Source organism: Microvirga tunisiensis, assembly GCF_009296175.1.
Classification (GTDB): domain Bacteria; phylum Pseudomonadota; class Alphaproteobacteria; order Rhizobiales; family Beijerinckiaceae; genus Microvirga; species Microvirga tunisiensis.
On the sequence record NZ_VOSK01000107.1, the window covers coordinates 1 to 20,462 of the forward strand.

Here is a 20,462-nt window from a genome sequence, read left to right on the forward strand (position 1 = left end):
CCCAACAGCTCCAGCACCAACCGCTTCAGATCGGCGTTCGACAGGCCATCAAGATCCGGGGCCGGTGACATGCAGGGGATTGAATCAGAATTGTCGCTGCGCCGGAACCCCGACCCGCCAGCTCAGCCCGGACTTTTGCCAATGTTACCGTCCGATGCTCTAAGCTTTTGGCTTATCGCATCTTTTCACGCAAAACCGGTTCCCACTTTCGCGTTCGATGCACTAACCCGCGCTGACGCGGTTCTTCCGGGAAAGACATCCTCCCACGTCATCACCGGCCTCGTGCCGGTGATCCCGAGCCGAGAAGCGCAGAACTCTTCCAATCGAGATGGCCGGGGCGAGCCCGGCCATGACGAGGATGTCGTCCCTGACAGGCCGTGGAATCGGGAACTCATTTGCTCGGATATGGAGCCGTGATCGCGGCCCCTGCCTTCGAGGCAACAAAAAAGGGAGAGCCAGGCTCTCCCTTTTCGCATTGCTTTGTCGCTTGGCCTTACTCGGCAGCCGGGGTCTCGGCCGGATCCGGCGTGAAGCCGGCGTTCCCGGCATTGGCCGCATCGATCATTTCCTGGCGGGTCCGACGACGGCGGCGCGGACGGGGGGCTTCCTCGTCATTGGCCGCTTCCTGCACGACCGGGGCTGCCGGGGGAGCCTCCTCGACGGCAACCGGAGCCGGCGAGCGGACCGGGTTCGTCAGGAACGCCGGCAGGGTGCCCTGCTCGGGCGCCTCGGCCTCGTCACGGCGGCGGTCGCGCTGGAAGCGCTCACGACGCTCGGGGCGGTCGGTACGCTCGGGACGGTCTGTGCGTTCCTGTCGGTCGCCGCGATCGGGGCGATCACCCCGGTCCTGTCGGTCGCCGCGATCGGGGCGATCACCCCGGTCCTGACGATCGTTGCGGTCGGGGCGATCCCCACGGTCGAAGCGGGCAGGGCGCTCATTGCGCTCGCCACCCTCGAAGCGGGCCTCGTAAGGCTGCTCGTCGCGCTGGGAATCCTGACGCTGCGAGTCCGGACGCTGGAAGTCCTGGCGCGGGCCACGGTCGCGCTGGAAGCGCTCGCGACGGTCGCCGCGGTCATTCCGGTCTTGACGGTCGTTGCGCTCCTGCCGGTCACCACGGTCGGGGCGATCCTGGCGATCCCCGCGATCCTGGCGATCGTAGCGGGCGGGGCGTTCATTGCGGTCGGCCCGGTTCTCGTAAGGCTGCGGCTGGGAGCCGAAATCCTGCTCCTCGCCGTTGCCGAAATCCTGGCCGCCGCCGGCGCGCTCGAAGTTCGGACGCTCGCCCTGACCGAAGCCCTCCTCGTCGCCGCCTTCCTCGTCGAAGGGACGCTGCTGGTAGCCGTACTGCTCGCGCAGCTGCTCCTGGGCGGCCGCGATGATGCGGAAATAATGCTCGGCGTGCTGGAAGTAGTTCTCGGCCGCCACTGGATCGCCGCTCGACTGCGCGTCGCGGGCGAGCTGGCTGTATTTCTCGGCGACATGCTGAGCCGTGCCGCGGATCTTCACGTCCGGGCCGTTCGACTCATAGCTCTTCGTCAAGGGATTAGGTCCCTTGTTGTTGTTGCGGTTGTTGTTGTTACGACCGCGCATACGCCTGTTTTGTCCTGGTCTCATTGTTCGCTCTACGAGCCTCGCTGGTTCTTCATGCCCACGCGATATGCAAGCCAATATTCACCGAACGGGCTCAGCGCCCACCGTTCGCGTGGCAACCGTCTGACATTCGGCCATAGCCTAAGACAGGCCTGGCCATCCTTCAGTGTCGGGTTCAGATAATCGCGCCAGGCTGTTCCGTTTCAAAAGCCCCTGCCTGCGCGATTGATATCGTTTGGTCTTCCGGCATTCCCTCAAGGGCTGCCGATTTGTTTAGACCGAGGACGATCTCTAGATCCGAATCTAGCGGGTTCCGTCCGGTCCAACAAGGGCTATTTCAGACTTTATCCCGCCCTGGGACAAGAAAGCCGCACCCCGTCCATCACGATCGCTTCATGGCGATGCAGCGGGGGTTGTCCGATAGATCGTGGGCGACCCGCAGGATTTCAAGGCCGTAAATCCTTGCCAAGCTTACTAAATCCTCGGCCTGATCATAGCCGATCTCGACCACGAGCAGGCCCTGGGGAGCGAGGAGCCGCCCGGCTTCGTTCAGAAGGATCCGGTAGGGTTCGAGGCCGTCCGGGCCGCCGTCGAGGGCAAGCGTCGGATCGTGCTCCCGCACCTCCTCGTCGAGGGTCGGGATCACCCCGGAGGCGATATAGGGCGGGTTCGAGACGATAAGGTCGAAAGGGCCCGAAACCGCGTCGGCCCAGCGGGACAGGGCGAAATGGCAGCGGCTGCCGACCCGGTTGTCGGCGGCATTGGTGCGGGCGGTCACAAGGGCCCCAAAGGACAAGTCGACCCCAAGGCCCGTCGCCCGGGGCAGCTCATGGAGGAGCGCGACCAGGATGCAGCCCGATCCGGTGCCGAAATCGACGATCCTGAGGGGCGCCTGCCGGTCCGGCAGGAGGTCGAGGGCGGTCTCGACGACGGTCTCCGTGTCGGGGCGGGGCACCAGGGTCTCGGGGGAAAGGCGGAAGGGCAAGCCCCAGAACTCCCGGACCCCGACGATCCGGGCGACGGGTTCATGGCCAAGACGCCGGTGGGTGAAGGCGGCGAGGGTCTCGGCCTCATCCGGTGACAGGCGGGTATCGGGCCGGGTGATAAGATCCGTCGCCGAAATGCCAAGGGCGGCCAGCAGGAGGAGCCGTGCATCCAGCGCCGCGGTCTCAAACCCGGCCTCGCTGAGGGTCCGGCGCAGCTCCCTCAGCGCTTCAGCGCGTGTCTTCACGGCTTCGGCCCTGCCGATAGCGTTCGAGCCGCTCCTCCAGGGTGCCGGTATGCAGCTCGAACAGGTGGTTGTCGTCGTCGTAGAAATAGAGCGAATGACCCTCGCCCTCGACCCGCGGGCGGGATTCGCGGATCGCCAGCCCCAGGGCCTCGATCCGCGCCCGGTACTCGTCGATGGCCGACGCCGGGATCTTGAAGGCGATGTGGTTGTAGGTGCGGGTGGGAAGGCTCTCGCCCTCCATCACGGCGATCCAGAGCCCGCCGACCTCGAAGAACTTTTCTCGCGACAGGGAGAAGGTGGCCTCGCCGGAGGAGTAGATCTCCCGGCCGCCGAGCGCCCCTTCGACGATGGCGCTCATGCGGGCAAGATCTCGGGTGAGGAGCGTGATGTGGCTTAAGCCCTCGACCCTCTGGCCTGCGATCATGCCGCCTGATCCTGAGAGGCGAGCTGGGCCGCCTGATGCTCGGTGACCAGCGCGTCGATCAGCTCGTCCAGGGCATTGCCGGCGATCACCTCTTCCAGCTTGTAGAGGGTCAGGTTGATCCGGTGGTCGGTCACGCGCCCCTGCGGAAAGTTGTAGGTGCGGATGCGTTCGGAGCGGTCGCCGGAGCCCACCTGCGCCTTGCGGTCGGCCGCGCGGACGGCGTCCTTGGCGGTGCGTTCGGCATCGTAGAGGCGGGCGCGCAGCAGGGCCATGGCGCGGGCGCGGTTCTTGTGCTGGGAGCGCTCGTCCTGGACGAACACCACCATGCCGGTCGGGAGATGGGTGATGCGGATCGCCGATTCGGTCTTGTTCACGTGCTGACCGCCGGCACCCTGCGCCCGCATGGTGTCGATCTTCAGGTCGGCGTCGTTGATCACGATGTCCACGTCCTCGGCCTCCGGCAGCACGGCCACGGTGGCCGCGGAGGTGTGGATGCGGCCTTGCGTTTCCGTGTCCGGCACGCGCTGCACCCGGTGCACCCCGCTCTCGAACTTGAGCCGCGCGAACACGCCGCGTCCCTTGATCTCGGCCACGACTTCCTTGTAGCCGCCGGCCGTGCCCTCGCTCTCGGACACGATCTCGACCTTCCAGCCCTTCAGGTCGGCATAGCGGGTGTACATGCGCAGCAGGTCGCCGGCGAAGAGGGCGGCCTCGTCGCCGCCGGTGCCGGCGCGGATTTCGAGGATGGCGCTCTTCTCGTCAGCCTCGTCGCGGGGCAGGAGCCTGATGCGCAGGTCCTGCGCGGCCTTTTCCAGATCCTCCCTGGCCCGGGGCAGCTCGTCCTCGGCGAGCCCGCGCATCTCGGCATCGGTCGAGGCATCGTCGATCAGGGCCTGAAGGCCGTTCAGGTTGTCCTCCATCGCGCGATAGGCGCGGATGGCGTCCGCCACGCCGTCGAGCTCTGACAGTTCGCGGGACAGGGCGACGAAGGTTTCGGGATCAGGGCCTGCATTGAGCGTCGCCGTGATGATGTCATGGCGGGCGAGAATGGCGTTCAGGCGATCAGAGGGAGGCGCTATCGACATCAGACCGGAATACCATGGGTTTCCGCAAAATGGGCAAGCTTCGGGCGCAGCGTTTCGCCGCCCCCGGCATTCTTCAGTTCCTCGCGGATCAGGACACTGAGCTCCGCGACGTTCATTTCCAGCAGCATGGCCTTGACCGGACCGATGGAGGACGGGGACATGGAAAGCGAGCGGAAGCCGAGGCCGATCAGGGCCATGGCCTCGAGGGGGCGCCCGCCGATCTCGCCGCAGACGGTCGCCAGGCAGCCGGCCGCCTGGGCCTGCTCCACGACCATGTTCAAGGCGCGGAGCATGGGTGCGCTCAAGGGATCGAAGCGATCGGCCACGCGCCGGTTCTCGCGGTCGCTGGCAAACAGGAACTGCATCAGATCGTTCGTTCCCAGCGAGATGAAATCGGCGCTCTCGCAGATTTCCTTGAGCTGAAACAGGAGCGATGGGACTTCCAGCATGACGCCGAGCTTCAGGTCGCTCGGGAGAGGGTGCCCATGATTGGCGAGATGGGCCTTCTCCCGCTCCACGATCTGCTTGGCGCGCTCGAACTCGTCGCAGGTCGCCACCATCGGGAACATGATCTTCAAAGGCCGTCCGCCGGCGGCCTTGAGAAGGGCGCGGACCTGGGCGCGCAGCAGGCCCGGCCGGTCGAGGCCGATGCGGATGGCGCGCCAGCCCAGGGCCGGGTTCTCCTCCTCGACCGACTGCATGTAAGGCAGGATCTTGTCGCCGCCGATATCGAGGGTGCGGAAGGTGACGGGCCTGTCGCCGGCTTCCGCAAAGACGGTGCTGTAGAGCGCCTGCTGCTCGGAGGCCGATGGCATCCGCTCGGCGATCATGAATTGAAGCTCGGTGCGGAACAGACCGACGCCCGCAGCCCCGGTCTCGGCCAGATGCGGCAGGTCGACCACGAGACCGGCATTGATCTGCAGGGTGACCTCGATGCCGTCCTTGGTGATGGAGGGCACGTCGCGCAGCTTGAGATACTGCTCCTGCCGACGGGCACGAAGGCGCGCCTTCTCGGCATAGGCCGCCTCCACGTCGGGATTGGGTCGGATCTGCACCTCGCCGGCGGCACCGTCGACGATGATCGCATCCCCCTGCTCCGTCAGTGAGGTTGCGTTCGACACCTCACCCACGGCCGGAATGCCGAGGGCGCGGGCGACGATGGCGATGTGGCTCGTCGGTCCACCCTCTTCGAGCACGAGGCCGCGCAGGTTCGAGCGGTCGTAGTCGAGGAGCGCCGCCGGTCCCATGGAGCGGGCCACCAGGATGGCGTTCTCTGGCAATTGTCCCCGCTCGGCCACAAGATTGCGCCCAACGAGGCGGTGCAGCAGGCGGTTGGCGAGGTCGTCGAGATCGTGCAGGCGCTCGCGCAGATAAGGATCGGTCTGACGCAGCATGCGGGCGCGGTTGTCGGACTGGACCCGCTCCACGGCAGCTTCGGCCGTCAGACCCGACGTCACGGCCTCGCGCATGCGCCGGAGCCAGCCCTGGTCGTGGGCGAACATGCGGAAGGTCTCCAGAACCTCCCGGTGCTCCCCATGATGGGCGACGTCGCCGCGCTCGATCAGCTCGTCGATGGACAGCCGCACCTCGGCGATGGCCGAATCCAGGCGCCGGAGTTCGGCGTCGATATTCTCGGCGATGAGGTTCTTGACGACCACGCGCGGCTCATGGAGCACCACATGGCCCAGGCCCACGCCGTCGGCGAGGGCGACGCCCTTCTGGTAGACGGCGCGGCGGAGCGCGATGCCCGTGTCGACCGGCGCCAGGGCCTGCAGCTCGCCGGTCGCGAGCATTTCGGCCACCACCATGGCGGTGGTCTGAAGCGCCTCGACTTCTTCCTCGGCATAGACGCGATAGGTGCGGTTCTGGACGACGAGAACGCCGAGCGTGTTGCCGGCGCGCAGGAGCGGCACGCCGAGGAAGGCGTGGTAGATCTCTTCGCCCGTCTCCGGCTTGTAGGAGAAGGCCGGGTGGCTTTGCGCGTCGGAGAGCGCCAGAGGCTCGGCGGTCGACGCGATGAGGCCGACGAGGCCTTCGCCCGAGCGCATGATGGTGAGGTGGACGGCTTCCCGGTTCAGACCCTCGGTGGCGAACAGCTCGAGCACGCCATCGCCGCGCATCACATAGACGGAGCACACCTCCGCGACCATGTTGGCGGCAATCTGGGTGACGATCTTGTCGAGACGGTCCTGCGCCCCGACCGGCTCCGCCATGATCTCGCGGAGGCGGCGCAGCAGAAGGCGCGGACCGCCGGGAGCGCTTGGCATGAGCTTATCAGTTCCCGTCCTTCAAGAGCCGGCAAGGCGAACCGGCGGCTACCTAATACGAGTGTCGCAGCCCGACTGTTCCCTCGTCAATCAGGCTTGATCAAGGCCGTATAGCGAGTGGAGCGTGCGCACCGCAAGCTCCGTATAGGCCGACTCGATCAGTACTGAGAATTTAATCTCAGAGGTCGTGATTGCCCGGATGTTGATGCCCTTGTCGGCCAAGGCCTTGAAGGCGCGTGCCGCAACGCCCGCATGACTGCGCATGCCGACGCCAATGGCCGAGACCTTCACCACATCGGTCGCTCCCTGGAGCTCCTTGAAGGCGATCTCGTCCCGGTGGGTGTTGAGGATCGCGACCGCCCGCTCGTAATCGGCGGTCGGCACCGTGAAGGTCAGGTCCGTGGTGGCGGCGTTGTCGGACACGACCTGGATGATCATGTCCACGTTGATGTTGGCGTCCGCCAGGGGCACGAAGATCGAGGCGGCGATGCCCGGCTTGTCCGCAATGTCCCGCAGCGTGATCTGGGCTTCGTCGCGCGAATAGGCGATGCCCGTGACAATCTGCTGTTCCATGATGTCTTCCTCGTCGCAGATGAGGGTGCCGAGCTTGGGGTCGGCGGGATCGTCGAAGCTGGAGCGAACATAGGTCGGCACGCGATGCATCATGGCGAGCTCGACCGAGCGCACCTGAAGCACCTTGGCCCCCAGCGAGGCCATTTCCAGCATTTCCTCGTAGGAAACCTTGTCCAGGCGCCGGGCCTTGGGCACGATGCGCGGATCGGTGGTGTAGACGCCGTCCACGTCCGTATAGATGTCGCAGCGCTCGGCCTGGATGGCGGCGGCGAGCGCCACGGCGCTGGTATCCGAGCCGCCGCGGCCCAAGGTCGTGACGCGGCCCGTGGGCTGGTGAACGCCCTGGAAGCCAGAGACGACGGCGACTTCCCTGTTGTCCGTGAAGCTCTTGAGAATCCCGGTGCCGTCGATGGCGGCGATTCGCGCCGAACCATGGGCTTCCGAGGTCATGATCGGGATCTGCCAGCCCTGCCAGGAGCGGGCCTTGAGGCCCATTTCCTGAAGGGCGATGGCGAGAAGGCCGGACGTCACCTGTTCGCCGGAGGCGACGACCACGTCGTATTCCTTCGAATCGTAGAGGCCCGAGGCGTCCTTCACCCAGCCGACGAGCTCGTTGGTCTTGCCCGCCATGGCGGAGACGACGACGGCGACGTCGTAACCGGCCTCGACCTCACGTTTGACGTGCCGCGCCACGTTGCGGATGCGCTCTACGGTGGCGACGGATGTTCCGCCGAACTTCATGACAAGACGGGGCATGGGCGAGGAAGGCCGTGATGAGAAAATGAGAAATTTGCCCCTTCGCGCCGCGAAAAGGCGCGTATACATGACGGGAGGGGTGCGCCCTGTCAACGCGCTGTTTTGTTGCCTTTTTCCATCGGCACGAAAAAAGGAGTCCGCCATGTCCGCAGGCGCATCCACGACCATCGATCCGGCCGAAGTCGCCCGGTTCGAGACGATCGCCGAAACCTGGTGGGACCCGAAGGGACCCATGAAGGTCCTGCACAAGTTCAACCCGGTGCGGCTGGCCTATATCCGGGACGAGGCCTGCCGACGCTTCGGGCGCGATCCGCGCTCGGCCCGCTCGCTGGAGGGGATCACGATCCTCGACGTGGGCTGCGGCGGCGGCGTGCTGTCGGAGCCGCTCGCGCGGCTGGGCGCCAAGGTCACCGGGCTCGATCCGGCCCCCACCAATATCTCGGTCGCCCGGCTCCATGCCGAGCGGGCAGGGATCGCGATCGATTATCGCAACGAGACGGTGGAGGCCGTGGTCGCCAGGGGTGAGACCTTCGACATGGTGCTCGCCATGGAGGTGATCGAGCACGTGGCGGACCGGCAGGCCTTCGTGAACGCCTGCGCTCAAGGAGTAAAGCCGGGCGGGTGCCTCGCCATGGCGACGATCAACCGGACCCTGCGCTCCTTCGCTTCCGCCATCGTGGGCGCCGAATACATCCTCCGCTGGCTGCCCAAGGGCACTCATGAATGGGACAAGTTCGTCACCCCCGACGAGCTGACCGATGCCATTCGACATGCGGGCTTCGCCGTCCATGATCTCGAGGGCGTGTCTTACAACCCGCTGCGGGATACCTGGTCGCTCTCATCCGACACGGGGGTCAACTACATGCTCCTCGCCGCACGGGCGTGAGGCTGCTCCCGCGGCGCGAGGCTGAGCACGAGATAGCCGGCGAGCGCCGAGAGGGCCGAGCCCATGAGCACGCCGATCTTGGTCGCGTTCATCAGGTCCTCCTGGCCCGGGAAGGCGAGGGCGCCGATGAACAGGCTCATGGTGAAGCCGATGCCGCAGAGCAGCGCGACGCCGTAACATTGGGCACGGCTTGCACCCGCGGGCATGTCGGCGAAGTTCAGTCTGATCGCCAGTTCCGAGAAGACGAAAACGCCGAGCTGCTTGCCGACGAAAAGCCCCAGGGCGATGCCCAGCGGCAGCGGGCTCGAGAGGGAGTCGAACGACAGCCCTGAGAGCGGCACGCCCGCATTGGCGAAACCGAAGATCGGAATGATCGCATAGGCGACCCAGGGCTGGAGGGCATGTTCCAGCCGATGCAGGGACGAGTCCTCGGCCCTGGTCTTCTTCGGAAGGGCCTGGAGCGGGATCGTGAGGGCAAGCGCCACGCCGGCGAGCGTCGCGTGGATACCCGACTTCAGCACGAAGAACCACAGCACCGCGCCGACGACGAGATAGGGCAGGAGCGCCGTCACATGGAAGCGGTTGAAGGCGATGAGCACGACAAGGCACAGGGCGGCTGCGCCGAGCATCGGGAGCGAGAGGTCGCCCGTGTAGAAGAACGCGATGATGATGATCGCGCCGAGATCGTCGAGAATCGCGAGTGCGGTCAGGAAGATCTTGAGAGAGGTCGGCACCCGCGATCCGAGGACGGCCAGCACACCGAGGGCGAAGGCGATGTCGGTTGCGGTCGGAATCGCCCATCCGGAATGAAGCCGCGGCTCGTTCCAGGTGATGGCGAGATAGATCAGGGCCGGCACGACCATGCCGCCGACGGCGGCGATGCCGGGCAGGATCCGGCGAGGCCAGGTGGAGAGTTGCCCGTCCAGCATCTCGCGCTTGATCTCGAGGCCGACCAGCAGGAAGAACACCGCCATGAGCGCGTCGTTGATCCAGTGCAGGACGCTCAGGCCCAGAACATAGGTTTTCAGGACGGCGAAATAGGTGCCGGCCACGGGGGAGTTGGCGATGACAAGGGCGACCACCGTCACGCCCATGAGGATCATGCCGCCTGACGCCTCGCTGTCGAAGAACCGGCGCATCAAGGAGACGCGGCGTTGAGATTTCGGGCTGTGTCCCGGCCGATCCATGGATAGCTCCTTGCGGGGCGAACCTTACGGTGAATGGCCCGGGGCTTAAAGTGTCGAGAATAACCCTGTCCAATGACGAAATCAGGAGGAACTCTGCTCAATCGAGCCGAACCGTCTCGACGAGATAATCCAGGAAGGCACGAACCCGCGCGGGCAGGTGGCCGCCGCCGACATAGACCGCGTGAATGCTCTCCGTGTCGCCGGGATTGTAGGCTTCCAGCAGGGGTACGAGCCGTCCGGCCTCCACGTCGCGCCCGACATGAAATCGGGACAGGCGGCTGATGCCGAGGCCGGTGAGCACGAGAAGCCTCATCGATTCGCCGTCGCTGATCTGCGCGTTGCCGGTCGGCACGACGGCGCTGGCATTGCCCTCCCGATCCCTGAAGGGCCAGCCGTTGCTCTGGCGGGCGAAGCTGAAGCCGAGCAGGTTGTGGCGGGCGAGGTCTTCCGGGTTTTGCGGCGTGCCGTGCCTGTCCAGATAGGAGGGCGCGGCCAGCAGCATCATCCGGCTCTCGCCAAGCTTGCGTGCCACGAGCTGCGAGGACTTCAACGGGCCGACGCGGATGGCGACGTCGGCGCGATCCTCGAGCAGATCGACGATTGTGTCCGTCAGCGTGATTTCGACAGTCACCTCCGGGTGGCGGGAGAGAAAATCCGGCAGGAGGGGGATGAGATGATGGGTGCCGAAGGGAACGTTCGTGTTCACCCGGAGGCGACCGCGCGGTGTTGCGCCTGCTGCGGCGCTGCGTTCGGCCTCGTCGAGATCGGCCAGGACGCTGACGGCGCGGTCGTAGAAGGCCGAGCCCTCCGGCGTCAGCTGGAGCTTGCGGGTCGAGCGGTTGACGAGGCGGGCGCCGAGACGAGCTTCCAGCCGTGCGATCAGCTTGCTGACCGCCGAGGGCGTCATGCGCAAGGCGCGCGCGGCTGCGGAGAAACCGCCGAGATCGACGGCCCGGACGAAGACCTCCATCTCGCCGGACCGGTTGATGTCCATCCTGGCCATTGTGAGTTCAATTCATAGATGATGTGCCTGCCGTCAGGCTAGTTCATAAGCGGGGTTGCGTCCATCTTGCGGCGACACTTCGCTCAAGGACGTCTCCCATGCCTCTTGCTCTTTACGCGCTGACGGCCGGTGCCTTCGGCATCGGCGTCACCGAATTCGTCATCATGGGCCTGCTGCTTCAGGTGAGCGCCGATCTCGGCGTCTCGATCTCGGCGGCGGGTCTGCTCATTTCCGGCTACGCGCTCGGCGTCGTGGTCGGTGCGCCGCTGCTTACCACGCTGACGGGCCGCTGGTCGCGCAAGACGGTGCTTCTCGCCCTCATGGTCGTCTTCACCCTCGGCAATCTCGCCTGCGCGGTCGCGCCGGATTACGCGACGCTGATGGCGGCCCGCGTGCTGACGGCTTTCGCGCACGGCACCTTCTTCGGTGTCGGCTCCGTGGTAGCGACGAGCCTCGTGCCCGCCGACAAGAAGGCCTCGGCCATCGCCATCATGTTCACCGGTCTGACGGTCGCCAACATCCTCGGCGTTCCCTTCGGCACTTGGCTCGGCCAAGCCTATGGCTGGCGTGCGACGTTCTGGGCCGTGACCTTCGTCGGCATTGCGGCGCTGGCCGTGATCGCGCTCTTCGTCCCGAAGGATCGTCAGGAAACCACCGAGGGCGGCAGTCTCTCCGACGAACTGAAGGTGCTGTCGCGTCGCCCCGTGCTGCTCGGCCTTCTCACCACGGTACTCGGCTATGCCGGCGTGTTCGCGGTCTTCACCTATATCGCGCCGATCCTGACGCAGATCACCGGCTTCTCGGAGGACGCCGTCTCGCCGATCCTGCTCGTCTTCGGCGGCGGATTGGTGTTGGGCAATCTTCTGGGCGGCAAGCTCGCCGACCGCCGCTTGATGGCAACCCTGCTGGGATCCCTCGGCCTGCTGGCCGTAGTCCTCGCCGCGATGACCCTCGGCATCCACAGCAAGGTCGCCGCCGTCGCGTTCGTCGGCCTGCTCGGCGCCGCCGCCTTCGCGACCGTGCCGCCGCTGCAGATGTGGGTTCTGGAAAAGGCCGACGGTGCTGGCCAGAGCCTGGCGTCCAGCCTCAACATCGCCGCGTTCAATCTCGGCAATGCCCTCGGGGCCTGGCTCGGCGGCTTCGTGATCGACCACGGCCCTGGTCTGGGATCCGTCACCTGGGTCGCAGCCCTGCTGCCGGCCTCCGGCCTTCTCCTGGCGCTGTGGAGTCGCAGGCTCGATCGTGCCGGGGCATCGATGAAATGGAAGCCTGTGAAAGCCGGTATCTGACAGCTTCTGTCAGTCGGATACCATGTCAGCACTGGCCTTCCGGCGACGTGTCCGGGAGGCCAGGATCGTCTCTAGGGTCACGGGACGGTAATCGAAGGCATCCACGCCCACGTCGAATTGGCGCGTCTGCGGCTTCAGCTTGGCGTGAGAGTGGCCGTGCAGGTCGATCCAGCCACGACCCATGTTCTTCCAGGTCCGGAAGGCATAATGGCACATGACGAGCGCATGGCCGTCGAGCATAAGTTCGGCATAGGCCTGAACGCTCGCCCAGCCCTTCGCCGCAAGGGTTGCCGGGCCATCGTTGTTGCCGGTGATCAGATGCTTGCGGCCATTGAGCAGGCCGAGCAATTCGTCGACACGCTCCGGCCGCACATGCAAGGCGAAATCGCCCAGATGCCAGACCTCGTCCTCGGGAGAGACGACGGCATTCCAATTGGCCATGAGGGCGGCATCGTGTTCGGGAATCGTCTTAAACGGGCGCTTGTCGATCCGCAGCACCCGGGGATCGCCGAAATGGGTGTCGCTGGTGAAGAATACCGTCAAAGAATGCCTGCTCCGATAGCTGGTTCAGCGCAAGCATAAGTCATGAGAGGCAAGGCCGTTCCGCTTAGGTTTGGGTTTCGAGAGCGAAGGAGAGCCGCCGGAATTCCTTTAAGATATTTGTCGCAAATGGGGCGGCGGTAGTACTTCCGTAACGGAAACATTGATATCCATGCCTCGCGTCAGGCCCACCGAGACAATAAAAGTCCCCAACAGCTAGGCTCGCTGCAGTCACGATGCAAAGCATCGACTCGTTCTGAATCCATCAACAGCCTGGGGCTATCCATGAAGATTGTCGCGACTCTCATCGCGGCCGGCTTTCTTGCCGCGTCCGCTTTCACTGCCGCTTCCGCCGCCAACCGGAAGGTCGATATCGTCAACGACACCGGACTGACGATGTCTGAGTTCTACGCCTCCAATACTGGCGCGGACGACTGGGAAGAGGACATTCTCGGCTCCGATACGCTGGAGGTAGGCGATACCTTCGAGATCGACATTGACGACGGCACCGGCGCCTGCAAATTCGATTTCAAGGCCGTCTTCACCAATGGCACTTCTCTCGTGCAACGCGCCATCAACGTCTGCTCGATTTCGACCTTCACCTACCATCGCTGACACTGCTGTTCTTTAAAGGCCCGCTTGCGGGAGGAGATATCATGAAGTCGAAACTTTTGGGATTGGCGATGCTCGGATTGGCCATGGGCGCAAGCGTTCCCGCGATGGCGGGCGGCCCGGGCGTCTATACGGTCAAAGGTCACAATAGTGAGCCGGACAGCGATTACACGGGCACGTTGACGATCGTCCAGACGAGCAAGGATACGTTCAAGCTCACCTGGAATATCGCCGGCGACAGGTACGACGGTTTTGCCATCGGAGACGAGCGCGTTCTGGCTGCGAGTTTCAGCAGCAAGGGCGCGAGCGGTACGGCCCTTCTCGTCGAGGACGATGAGACGAAGGGTGGCTACAAGAGCATCTGGGCTTTCAAAGGCGAGACGCAGCTCGGTGTCGAGTTGATCACGCCGAAGAAATAGCCCACGCCTCGTTCCCGGTTTGAAAGACGAAGCAGGCCTTCATCCCTGTCGCCTCTGGTGACAGGGATGAGCACACGCCCTGCAGGCATCCTACCTGAACATACCTTCCCGCAGATTGATGCCATATTCCTTGTAGGCCTTCAGCGCGCAGAGCATTTGCATCCAGCCCTGGCAATTGCCATAGGATGATTTCAGACCGGCCTCCGTCTCGCGCCAGCCCTCCTCCGAGATCGAGACCAGCGTCCGCTGTCCATCGTCGAGCGGCTCGAAGGTGATCGTCACCGTCGTTTTGTAGCGGCCCGAGGCGTTTGCTTCATTCGCATTGCTTGGAGGCTCATCGCCGGCCTCCCATTGCAGGACGATCCGCTTTTCCGGCACCACCTCGACGACCCAAACCGGGAACGCTCCCGGAAAGTCGTGGAAATCCCAGGTGACGGTTGCCCCGGTTTCCAAACGACCCTTGGCGCCGCCCGTCGTAAAATAGCGCGACAGCTCGGAGGGATTGGCGATGGCCTCGAACACTTCGGCTACCGGTTTTGCAATCCTGGCAGACACTTTGAACGTCAGATCCATGATCGATCTCCTTGCGCGCCGGGTCATCATGTTATAAAAACATAACATGTCAAGTGGCGACGAAAGTGATCGAGTCTTCAAGGCCTTATCGGCCGCGACCCGCCGCGACATTCTCGATGCGTTGAAAGACAAGCCGCAGACCACGGGCGAACTGTGCGCCCGCTTCCCGGCGCTCGACCGCTGCACCGTGATGCAGCACCTGCGGATTTTGGAAGGTGCGGATCTCGTGATCGTCAAGCGCGAGGGGCGTGAGCGGTGGAACCATCTCAATCCGCTCCCGATCAAGCATATTTACGACCGCTGGATCGGCGCCTATGCCGGCCGGGCGGTGGAGATGCTCGACCAGCTGAAGACGGATCTGGAGGCTTAGGCTGGCCTAGTTCCTGTCGTCCGGCACGACGGGCAGCGGTAGAACGTCGATGCCTTCCTCCAGCAGTGCCTGCGCTTCGGCGAGATCCGCCTCGCCGTAGATCGAGCGCTCCTCGGTCTCGCCGTAATACATCTTGCGCGCTTCCTCGACGAAGCCTTTGCCGACATCCTCGGCGTTCTTCAACACGTGCTCGCGCAGGGCCCTCAACGCGGAGCGCAGGTCCCGCTCCCGCTCGGAGAGAACCGCAACGGGCTGGACCTCCGGCGTCGGCGCTTTCGGGGCCTTATCCGTACGCGCGACGGAGGGAGCCATGACCTGCTTCTCGACCTTGGCCGAGTTGCAGTACGGACAGGTTACGTAGCCGCGCTTGCGCTGCGTCTCGAACGCCTCGCTTGAGGGAAACCAACTCTCGAACTCATGGGCCTGCTCGCAGGCCAGGGCATACTTGATCATATCTTGGTAAGACGTAGGAATTCAGGCTCGGAAAGGAAAGGGGATCAGGCTCTGGCCGCCTGATCCGTCTCGATGGTGGGAATGACCTCGACCTTGAAGGGACGGGCATTCTTGAGGGTCGGAATGCGGCCGCGCACCTCGGCGACGACGCCGGTGTCGATCTCGGCCAGGAACACGCCGGGGTCCGTGCCGCCTTCCGCCAGCACCCAGCCCCAGGGATCGATGATCACGGAATGGCCGAAGGTCTCCCGCCCGTCCTCATGCAGGCCGCCCTGAGCGGCGGAGATCATGAAGGAGCCGGTCTCAATGGCCCGCGCCCGGTGCAGCACATGCCAATGCGCCTCGCCGGTCTGCTTGGTGAAGGCGGCCGGCGCCGAGAGGAACGAGGCTCCGTTCTCGGCGAGCGCCTTGTAGAGGGCGGCAAAACGCACGTCGTAGCAGATGGTCATGCCGAGATAGCCCCAGGGCGTCTCGGCGGCCACGGCCCAGGATCCGCCCGTATAGGTGGCCGATTCGCGCCAGCTCTCGCCGTTCGGCAGGTCCACGTCGTAGAGATGGATCTTGTCGTAAGAGGCGATGACCTCGCCATCCTTGCCAATGAGGAAGGCGCGGTTGGCGACCTTGTCGCCTTCCTTGACGGCGATGGAGCCGATCTGGATCACGATGCCCCGCTCCCGCGCCACCTCGCGCAGGGCCGCGAGCACCGGGTCCTGCGCCTCCGGACCGACCTTGTCGAACAGCTCCGCCCGGTCCCGGCACACGAGGGAGGTCATTTCCGGCGTCTGGGCGAAATGCGCTCCCTGGCTCGCGGCCTCGCGCACGAGGGCGACCGCATCATCGCGGTTCTTGAGGACGTCGCGCCCGGAGCGCATCTGGACGCAGGCGGCGGTGAAGCGGGTCGAGGTCATGAATTCTGGTCTCCGTCAGGCCTGCAATAAAGGCTCAAGCTGGCCCCTGTCATCAAGAGCATACAGGTCATCGCAGCCACCGACATGCTTTTCGCCGATGAAAATCTGCGGAACGGTGGAACGGCCCTTGGCCTTCTGGATCATCTCCGCCCGGGCCTCCGGCTTCTTTTCGATATCGATCTCGGTGAAATCGACGCCCTTGTCGTCAAGAAGCTTCTTGGCGGCCGAGCAATAGGGGCACCAGCCCTTGGTATAGATCGTGACGGACGGCATGACAGAGAGTTCTCCTTTGATGGCCAGGATATAGGAAGCCTTGGGCTCCCATCACAACTCCTGGACAACTCTGGCAAAGGCCAGAATATCCACCGAGGCGGCGCCTCCGCGCAGGAGCGCCCGTGAAGCCGCATTGGCCGTGGAGCCGGTGGTCAGCACGTCGTCGACGAGGAGCACCCGCTTGCCCTTGAGCTTTGCCTTCGCCTCGGTGGGGATGCGGAAGGCACCCTGGAGGTTGTCCTGCCGCTGCGCCTTGGTGAGCCCGACCTGACGGCGGGTGCGCTTGACACGGGCGAGCAGGAAGGGATCGCAGGGCACGCAGCTTTCGCACGAGACCACCCTGGCCAGGGCCATCGCCTGATTGAAGCGCCGCCACCACAGCCGCCAACGATGTAGGGGCACCGGCACGATCACGTCGGCATCGGCCAGCAGCTCCGCGCCGGCCCGGACCATCATGCCGCCCATGGCACGGGCGAGCTCCAGACGATCGTTGTATTTGAGGCGGTGCACGAGCAGGCTCGCGGTCCCGTCATATTCCGCCACGGCCCGGGCACGCCCGAAGACCGGTGGGTCTGCGATGGCGGCGGGCGAGAGGAGCGGCTGGCCGAGATCAACGGCAAAGGGCAATCCCAACCGTTCGCAGAAGGGCCGCTCGATGAAGCGGATGCTCGACCAGCAGGCGGCGCACAGGGCATGAGGCTCCCCGGTGGCGGCTTGGCAGGTGATGCAGGTCGGCGGGTAGAGAAGGCCGAGAGCCACGCGCCATGCCTCTCTCGTGCCCGAGCGGAGGCGGGCACTCAGCGGGACTGACTGGATTTCGAGAGGCTTGCGCATGGATCGAGCTTAGCCGATGAGCAGGCTCCTGACATCTCTCTCCCTGAAAGGACAAAAAATCCTTGGTTCTTGGCCCGGCACACGCCATATCGAGCGCCACATGAACACGCCCCTCGTCTTCGACCGCTCCCTCGTCCGCCGCAGGCTGGCCCGTGCGCTGAACCAGGGCTATGCCGATTTTCTCCTGGTTCGCGCGGTCGAAGATCTGGAGGAGCGGCTTTCCACGGTGCTGCGGACCTTTTCCCTGGCGCTCGATGTCGGCACGCCGACGCCAATAGCCGCCGAGATGTTGCGCCGGACCGGACGCGCCGAGACCGTGATCCGCCTGGCGTCCGTGCCTGAGGCGGGCAGCATTCTCGGAGACGAGGAGCGCCTGCCGTTTTCCGGTGCGCGCTTCGATCTCGCGGTGTCTCTTCTCTCCCTGCACGGCGTCAACGATCTGCCGGGGGCGCTCATCCAGATTCGCCACGCGCTCAAGGCCGACGGCCTGTTCATCGGGGCACTTCTGGGCGGCTCGACCCTGACCGAGCTGCGCCAGTCCCTGACGCAGGCGGAAGCCGAGATCGAGGGCGGCGTGAGCCCTCGCGTGGCGCCTTTTGCCGACCTTCGCGACATCGGCGGCCTGTTGCAGCGCGCGGGTTTCGCCCTGCCGGTCACCGATTCGGACGTCGTCCGGGTCCGCTATGCCAATGCCTTCGCGCTCATGCAGGACCTGCGCCGGATGGGACTGACCAACGCCCTGCATGACCGGCGCAAAACCCCGCTCCGGCGCGTGACCCTGATGCGGACGGCGGAGATTTATGCGGAGCGGTTCGGCGATGCGGATGGCCGCATTCCGGCGACCTTCGAGATCGTCTGGCTGTCCGGCTGGACACCGCACGAAAGCCAGCAGAAGCCGCTGCGCCCCGGCTCCGCGAAGGTTAGGCTCGCCGACGCGCTCGGCGTGAAGGAGGGCGGGCCCGAGGACGAGCCGAAAGGCGGGTGAGCCTCGCGGCCTTTGGCTGCAACCAGGTTGCCCTATGTTCATTCTCCAGAGGACCCTCCTGGAAAGTGGAACGCCATGATAGAGCCCGGCCCGGATCATCCGATCACCGTCACGAAGAACCCGCACCGCATCCGAGTCATGCTCGGCGGCTTCATCATCGCCGAAACGACCGAGGCCCTGACCCTGCAGGAGGCGACCCTCCCGCCCGTGCTGTATATCCCGCGCGAGGACGTGCACATGGATCTGCTGGACTCCACCGATCATCACACCCATTGCCCCTACAAGGGCGACGCGTCTTACTTCACCGTGAACGGCGGCGGGCTCGTGCGGGAGAACGCCGCCTGGACTTATGAGGAGCCCGCTCCCTCCGTCGCCGCCATCAAGGAGCACCTGGCCTTCTATCCGGAGAAGGTGGATGCCATCGAGGAGTTCCAGGACTAGCGCATCGTGAGAACCGAAGGGCGCGTCAGCGAAGACCAGCCTTGGTCTTCCGAGAACAAAAAGATGCGCCTTTTGAAGTGCTGCCGTAGCCCTTCTCCTAATGGCTGAAGCGGAGGCGGGTTGCTGGCCCGCCAAGGCCGAGGCAATCTCCGGCGCAAAGGACCCCTACCTTGGGAAATTCCATGTCGCCCTTCACCTTCAACACCGCCCCTTCGCTCATCTTCGGCTCCGGCAGTATCGCGCGCCTGGGCGAGATCGCGGCCCAGCGCCTTGGACCACGCGTGCTCCTGGTCACCGATGCGGGACTTGTAAAGGCCGGGCTGATCGCCCCGGCTCTCCATGTGCTGGAGGAGGCAGGCATCGCGGTCGACGTGTTCGATGCAGTCGTTGCCGATCCGCCCGAGGACGTAGTGCTGACGGCTGTCGCCAAGGCGAGGGCTTTCGAAGCACGCGCCGTCATCGGCTTCGGTGGCGGCTCCTCTATCGATGTGGCGAAGCTCGTGGCCCTTCTCGCTGCGAGCAACGAGAGGCTCCCTGAGATCTACGGCGTCGGCATCGCCAAAGGGCCGCGGCTGCCTCTGCTGGCCATTCCCACAACCGCCGGCACGGGATCGGAGGTCACGCCGATCTCCATCGTCACCACCGGCGCCCATGAGAAGAAGGGCGTCGTCTCGCCGCTCATCATTCCCGATATCGCACTGCTCGATCCCGATCTCACCATGAACCTGCCGCCGCATGTGACGGCGGCAACCGGCATCGACGCGATGGTTCATGCGATCGAGGCCTATACCTCGACGAGCCCCAACAACAATCCGGTCTCGCAGGCGCTGGCGAAGGAAGCCCTGCGGCTGCTCGGTCGCAACATCGAGCGCGCTGTGCACCACGGCCACGATATCGAGGCCCGCTCGGCCATGCTGCTCGGCTCCATGTTTGCGGGCCAAGCCTTCGCCAATTCGCCGGTCGCCGCCGTTCATGCCCTGGCCTATCCCATCGGCGGCCATTTCGGCATTCCGCACGGTCTCTCCAATGCGCTCGTGCTGCCGCATGTGCTGCGCTTCAACGCCAGTACCTGCGAGGCGGCCTATGCGGAGCTTGCGCCGCATGCCTTTCCGGAACTCGAAGGCCGCGCCACGGCATCGGCCTTCGTCGAGGCGCTCTCCACCTTGTGCACCAAGGTCGGGCTTCCCCCACGCCTGCGCGACGTGGGCATTCCGCAGGATGCCGTGCCGATGATGGCCGAGGACGCCATGAAGCAGACGCGCCTTCTCGTGAACAACCCGCGTCCGCTCACCCTGGAGGATGCGCGCGCCATCTATGAAGCGGCCTGGTGACAACTCTCATGTCAGACCGCCCCGCGCGTCCCGCCCGCTCCGCCTTCAGGCTCTTTCGCCCCATCGCGACTCGCTGGATGGACAACGATGCCTATGGGCACGTGAACAACGTGCATTATTACTCCTATTTCGATAGCTCGAAGTCACTGCCAACGCTACAGCTAGAGCCTTGGTCTGCTAGTGTTGTGACTCTAACGCTTGTTTCGCACGGGCGACCTTTTCCAGGATAGCTGAGGCCGAGGCGGTCCAGACAAAGGGTCTCGGGTCGGCATTGTGGTGCTCCAGGTAGTCCATGATAGCACTCTCCAGATCGGGCACGCTCGTGAAGGCGCCCCGCCGAATGCGCTCCTGGGTGATCAGGGCAAAGAAGCGCTCAACCTGGTTGAGCCATGAGGCCGAGGTCGGCGTGAAGTGCAGGTGGAAGCGCGGAT

Annotated in this window: 24 protein-coding genes and 1 pseudogene; 10 read left to right on the forward strand and 15 right to left on the reverse strand. The window is 64.8% G+C overall.

Annotated features, from left to right (window positions below; genetic code table 11):
- Positions 1–417: hypothetical protein (locus FS320_RS47200; RefSeq protein WP_210252212.1), on the forward strand; the 417-nt coding region annotated here is incomplete at its 5' end.
- 76 nt (positions 418–493) lie between these two features.
- On the opposite strand, the gene FS320_RS22080 is transcribed toward FS320_RS47200, so the two are convergent.
- From FS320_RS22080 to FS320_RS22105, 6 genes are all read right to left on the reverse strand, one after another.
- On the reverse strand, positions 494–1,591 hold the full coding sequence (locus FS320_RS22080; RefSeq protein ID WP_162866295.1) for a DUF4167 domain-containing protein: 1,098 nt from the start codon (positions 1,589–1,591) through the stop codon (positions 494–496).
- A 382-nt stretch (positions 1,592–1,973) separates the two neighbouring features.
- Positions 1,974–2,822, reverse strand: a complete 849-nt coding sequence (gene prmC / locus FS320_RS22085) for a peptide chain release factor N(5)-glutamine methyltransferase (protein ID WP_162003152.1) — start codon at positions 2,820–2,822, stop codon at positions 1,974–1,976.
- Complete coding sequence (gene fosX, locus FS320_RS22090; protein WP_152714099.1) at positions 2,806–3,246, reverse strand: FosX/FosE/FosI family fosfomycin resistance hydrolase; 441 nt, start codon at positions 3,244–3,246, stop codon at positions 2,806–2,808. The genes prmC and fosX overlap by 17 nt, the downstream gene beginning before the upstream one ends.
- Entirely contained in the window at positions 3,243–4,331 is a 1,089-nt protein-coding gene (gene prfA, locus FS320_RS22095) for a peptide chain release factor 1 (RefSeq protein WP_152714100.1), read from the reverse strand. Before prfA ends, fosX begins: the two co-directional genes overlap by 4 nt.
- Complete coding sequence (ptsP, locus tag FS320_RS22100; protein WP_152714101.1) at positions 4,331–6,598, reverse strand: phosphoenolpyruvate--protein phosphotransferase; 2,268 nt, start codon at positions 6,596–6,598, stop codon at positions 4,331–4,333. Before ptsP ends, prfA begins: the two co-directional genes overlap by 1 nt.
- A gap of 90 nt (positions 6,599–6,688) precedes the next feature.
- The gene (locus FS320_RS22105) at positions 6,689–7,927 is read right to left on the reverse strand and encodes an aspartate kinase (protein ID WP_152714102.1); all 1,239 of its coding nucleotides are present in this window, start codon (positions 7,925–7,927) and stop codon (positions 6,689–6,691) included.
- A 142-nt stretch (positions 7,928–8,069) separates the two neighbouring features.
- Between FS320_RS22105 and ubiG the strand changes: the two genes are divergently transcribed.
- Entirely contained in the window at positions 8,070–8,813 is a 744-nt protein-coding gene (gene ubiG / locus FS320_RS22110) for a bifunctional 2-polyprenyl-6-hydroxyphenol methylase/3-demethylubiquinol 3-O-methyltransferase UbiG (protein WP_152714103.1), read from the forward strand.
- Here ubiG and nhaA read toward each other — a convergent pair.
- Together nhaA and FS320_RS22120 are read right to left on the reverse strand one after the other, a co-directional pair.
- Entirely contained in the window at positions 8,786–10,000 is a 1,215-nt protein-coding gene (gene nhaA, locus FS320_RS22115) for a Na+/H+ antiporter NhaA (protein ID WP_152714104.1), read from the reverse strand. The two genes, ubiG and nhaA, sit on opposite strands and share 28 nt — an antisense overlap.
- 97 nt (positions 10,001–10,097) lie before the next feature.
- Positions 10,098–11,003, reverse strand: a complete 906-nt coding sequence (locus FS320_RS22120) for a LysR family transcriptional regulator (protein WP_152714105.1) — start codon at positions 11,001–11,003, stop codon at positions 10,098–10,100.
- Positions 11,004–11,101: 98 nt separating this feature from the next.
- Here FS320_RS22120 and FS320_RS22125 point away from each other — a divergent pair, with 98 nt between their 5' ends.
- Positions 11,102–12,292 carry an MFS transporter gene (locus FS320_RS22125; RefSeq protein ID WP_152714106.1) on the forward strand — a complete coding sequence of 397 codons (1,191 nt, stop codon included), beginning with the start codon at positions 11,102–11,104 and terminating at the stop codon, positions 12,290–12,292.
- Positions 12,293–12,301: 9 nt separating this feature from the next.
- On the opposite strand, the gene FS320_RS22130 is transcribed toward FS320_RS22125, so the two are convergent.
- Entirely contained in the window at positions 12,302–12,835 is a 534-nt protein-coding gene (locus FS320_RS22130; protein WP_152714107.1) for a metallophosphoesterase family protein, read from the reverse strand.
- 282 nt (positions 12,836–13,117) lie between these two features.
- Between FS320_RS22130 and FS320_RS22135 the strand changes: the two genes are divergently transcribed.
- Both FS320_RS22135 and FS320_RS22140 read left to right on the forward strand, forming a co-directional pair.
- Positions 13,118–13,447, forward strand: coding sequence for a hypothetical protein (locus FS320_RS22135; protein WP_152714108.1), 330 nt, complete (start codon positions 13,118–13,120; stop codon positions 13,445–13,447).
- 41 nt (positions 13,448–13,488) lie between these two features.
- A complete protein-coding gene (locus FS320_RS22140; protein WP_152714109.1) occupies positions 13,489–13,863 on the forward strand; it encodes a hypothetical protein in 375 nt (124 codons plus the stop codon).
- Between the two features lie 90 nt (positions 13,864–13,953).
- Here FS320_RS22140 and FS320_RS22145 read toward each other — a convergent pair whose 3' ends face one another.
- On the reverse strand, positions 13,954–14,436 hold the full coding sequence (locus FS320_RS22145; RefSeq protein ID WP_152714110.1) for an SRPBCC domain-containing protein: 483 nt from the start codon (positions 14,434–14,436) through the stop codon (positions 13,954–13,956).
- A gap of 46 nt (positions 14,437–14,482) precedes the next feature.
- Between FS320_RS22145 and FS320_RS22150 the strand changes: the two genes are divergently transcribed.
- Positions 14,483–14,806: an ArsR/SmtB family transcription factor gene (locus FS320_RS22150; protein ID WP_152714111.1), complete on the forward strand. Its 324-nt coding sequence runs from the start codon at positions 14,483–14,485 to the stop codon at positions 14,804–14,806.
- A 6-nt stretch (positions 14,807–14,812) separates the two neighbouring features.
- Here the strand turns inward: FS320_RS22150 and FS320_RS22155 are convergent, their stop codons facing one another.
- Genes FS320_RS22155 through FS320_RS22170 form a run of 4 tightly spaced genes read right to left on the reverse strand, consistent with a single transcriptional unit; the run spans position 14,813 to position 17,274 of the window.
- Entirely contained in the window at positions 14,813–15,259 is a 447-nt protein-coding gene (locus FS320_RS22155; RefSeq protein WP_152714112.1) for a DUF1178 family protein, read from the reverse strand.
- A 44-nt stretch (positions 15,260–15,303) separates the two neighbouring features.
- Positions 15,304–16,167: a carbon-nitrogen hydrolase family protein gene (locus tag FS320_RS22160; RefSeq protein WP_152714113.1), complete on the reverse strand. Its 864-nt coding sequence runs from the start codon at positions 16,165–16,167 to the stop codon at positions 15,304–15,306.
- Between the two features lie 15 nt (positions 16,168–16,182).
- On the reverse strand, positions 16,183–16,440 hold the full coding sequence (grxC, locus tag FS320_RS22165; RefSeq protein WP_152714114.1) for a glutaredoxin 3: 258 nt from the start codon (positions 16,438–16,440) through the stop codon (positions 16,183–16,185).
- 51 nt (positions 16,441–16,491) lie between these two features.
- Positions 16,492–17,274, reverse strand: coding sequence for a ComF family protein (locus tag FS320_RS22170; RefSeq protein ID WP_152714115.1), 783 nt, complete (start codon positions 17,272–17,274; stop codon positions 16,492–16,494).
- Between the two features lie 100 nt (positions 17,275–17,374).
- Between FS320_RS22170 and FS320_RS22175 the strand changes: the two genes are divergently transcribed.
- From FS320_RS22175 to FS320_RS50255, 4 genes are all read left to right on the forward strand, one after another.
- A complete protein-coding gene (locus tag FS320_RS22175; protein WP_152714116.1) occupies positions 17,375–18,259 on the forward strand; it encodes a methyltransferase domain-containing protein in 885 nt (294 codons plus the stop codon).
- A gap of 75 nt (positions 18,260–18,334) precedes the next feature.
- Entirely contained in the window at positions 18,335–18,700 is a 366-nt protein-coding gene (locus tag FS320_RS22180) for a DUF427 domain-containing protein (RefSeq protein WP_152714117.1), read from the forward strand.
- Positions 18,701–18,882: 182 nt separating this feature from the next.
- Complete coding sequence (locus FS320_RS22185) at positions 18,883–20,031, forward strand: iron-containing alcohol dehydrogenase (RefSeq protein WP_152714118.1); 1,149 nt, start codon at positions 18,883–18,885, stop codon at positions 20,029–20,031.
- A gap of 8 nt (positions 20,032–20,039) precedes the next feature.
- Positions 20,040–20,261, forward strand: coding sequence for an acyl-CoA thioesterase (locus FS320_RS50255; RefSeq protein ID WP_338105442.1), 222 nt, complete (start codon positions 20,040–20,042; stop codon positions 20,259–20,261).
- Here the strand turns inward: FS320_RS50255 and FS320_RS46085 are convergent.
- A pseudogene (locus FS320_RS46085) lies at positions 20,209–20,462 on the reverse strand (IS630 family transposase); the annotation flags it as partial. The gene FS320_RS50255 and the pseudogene FS320_RS46085 sit on opposite strands and share 53 nt — an antisense overlap.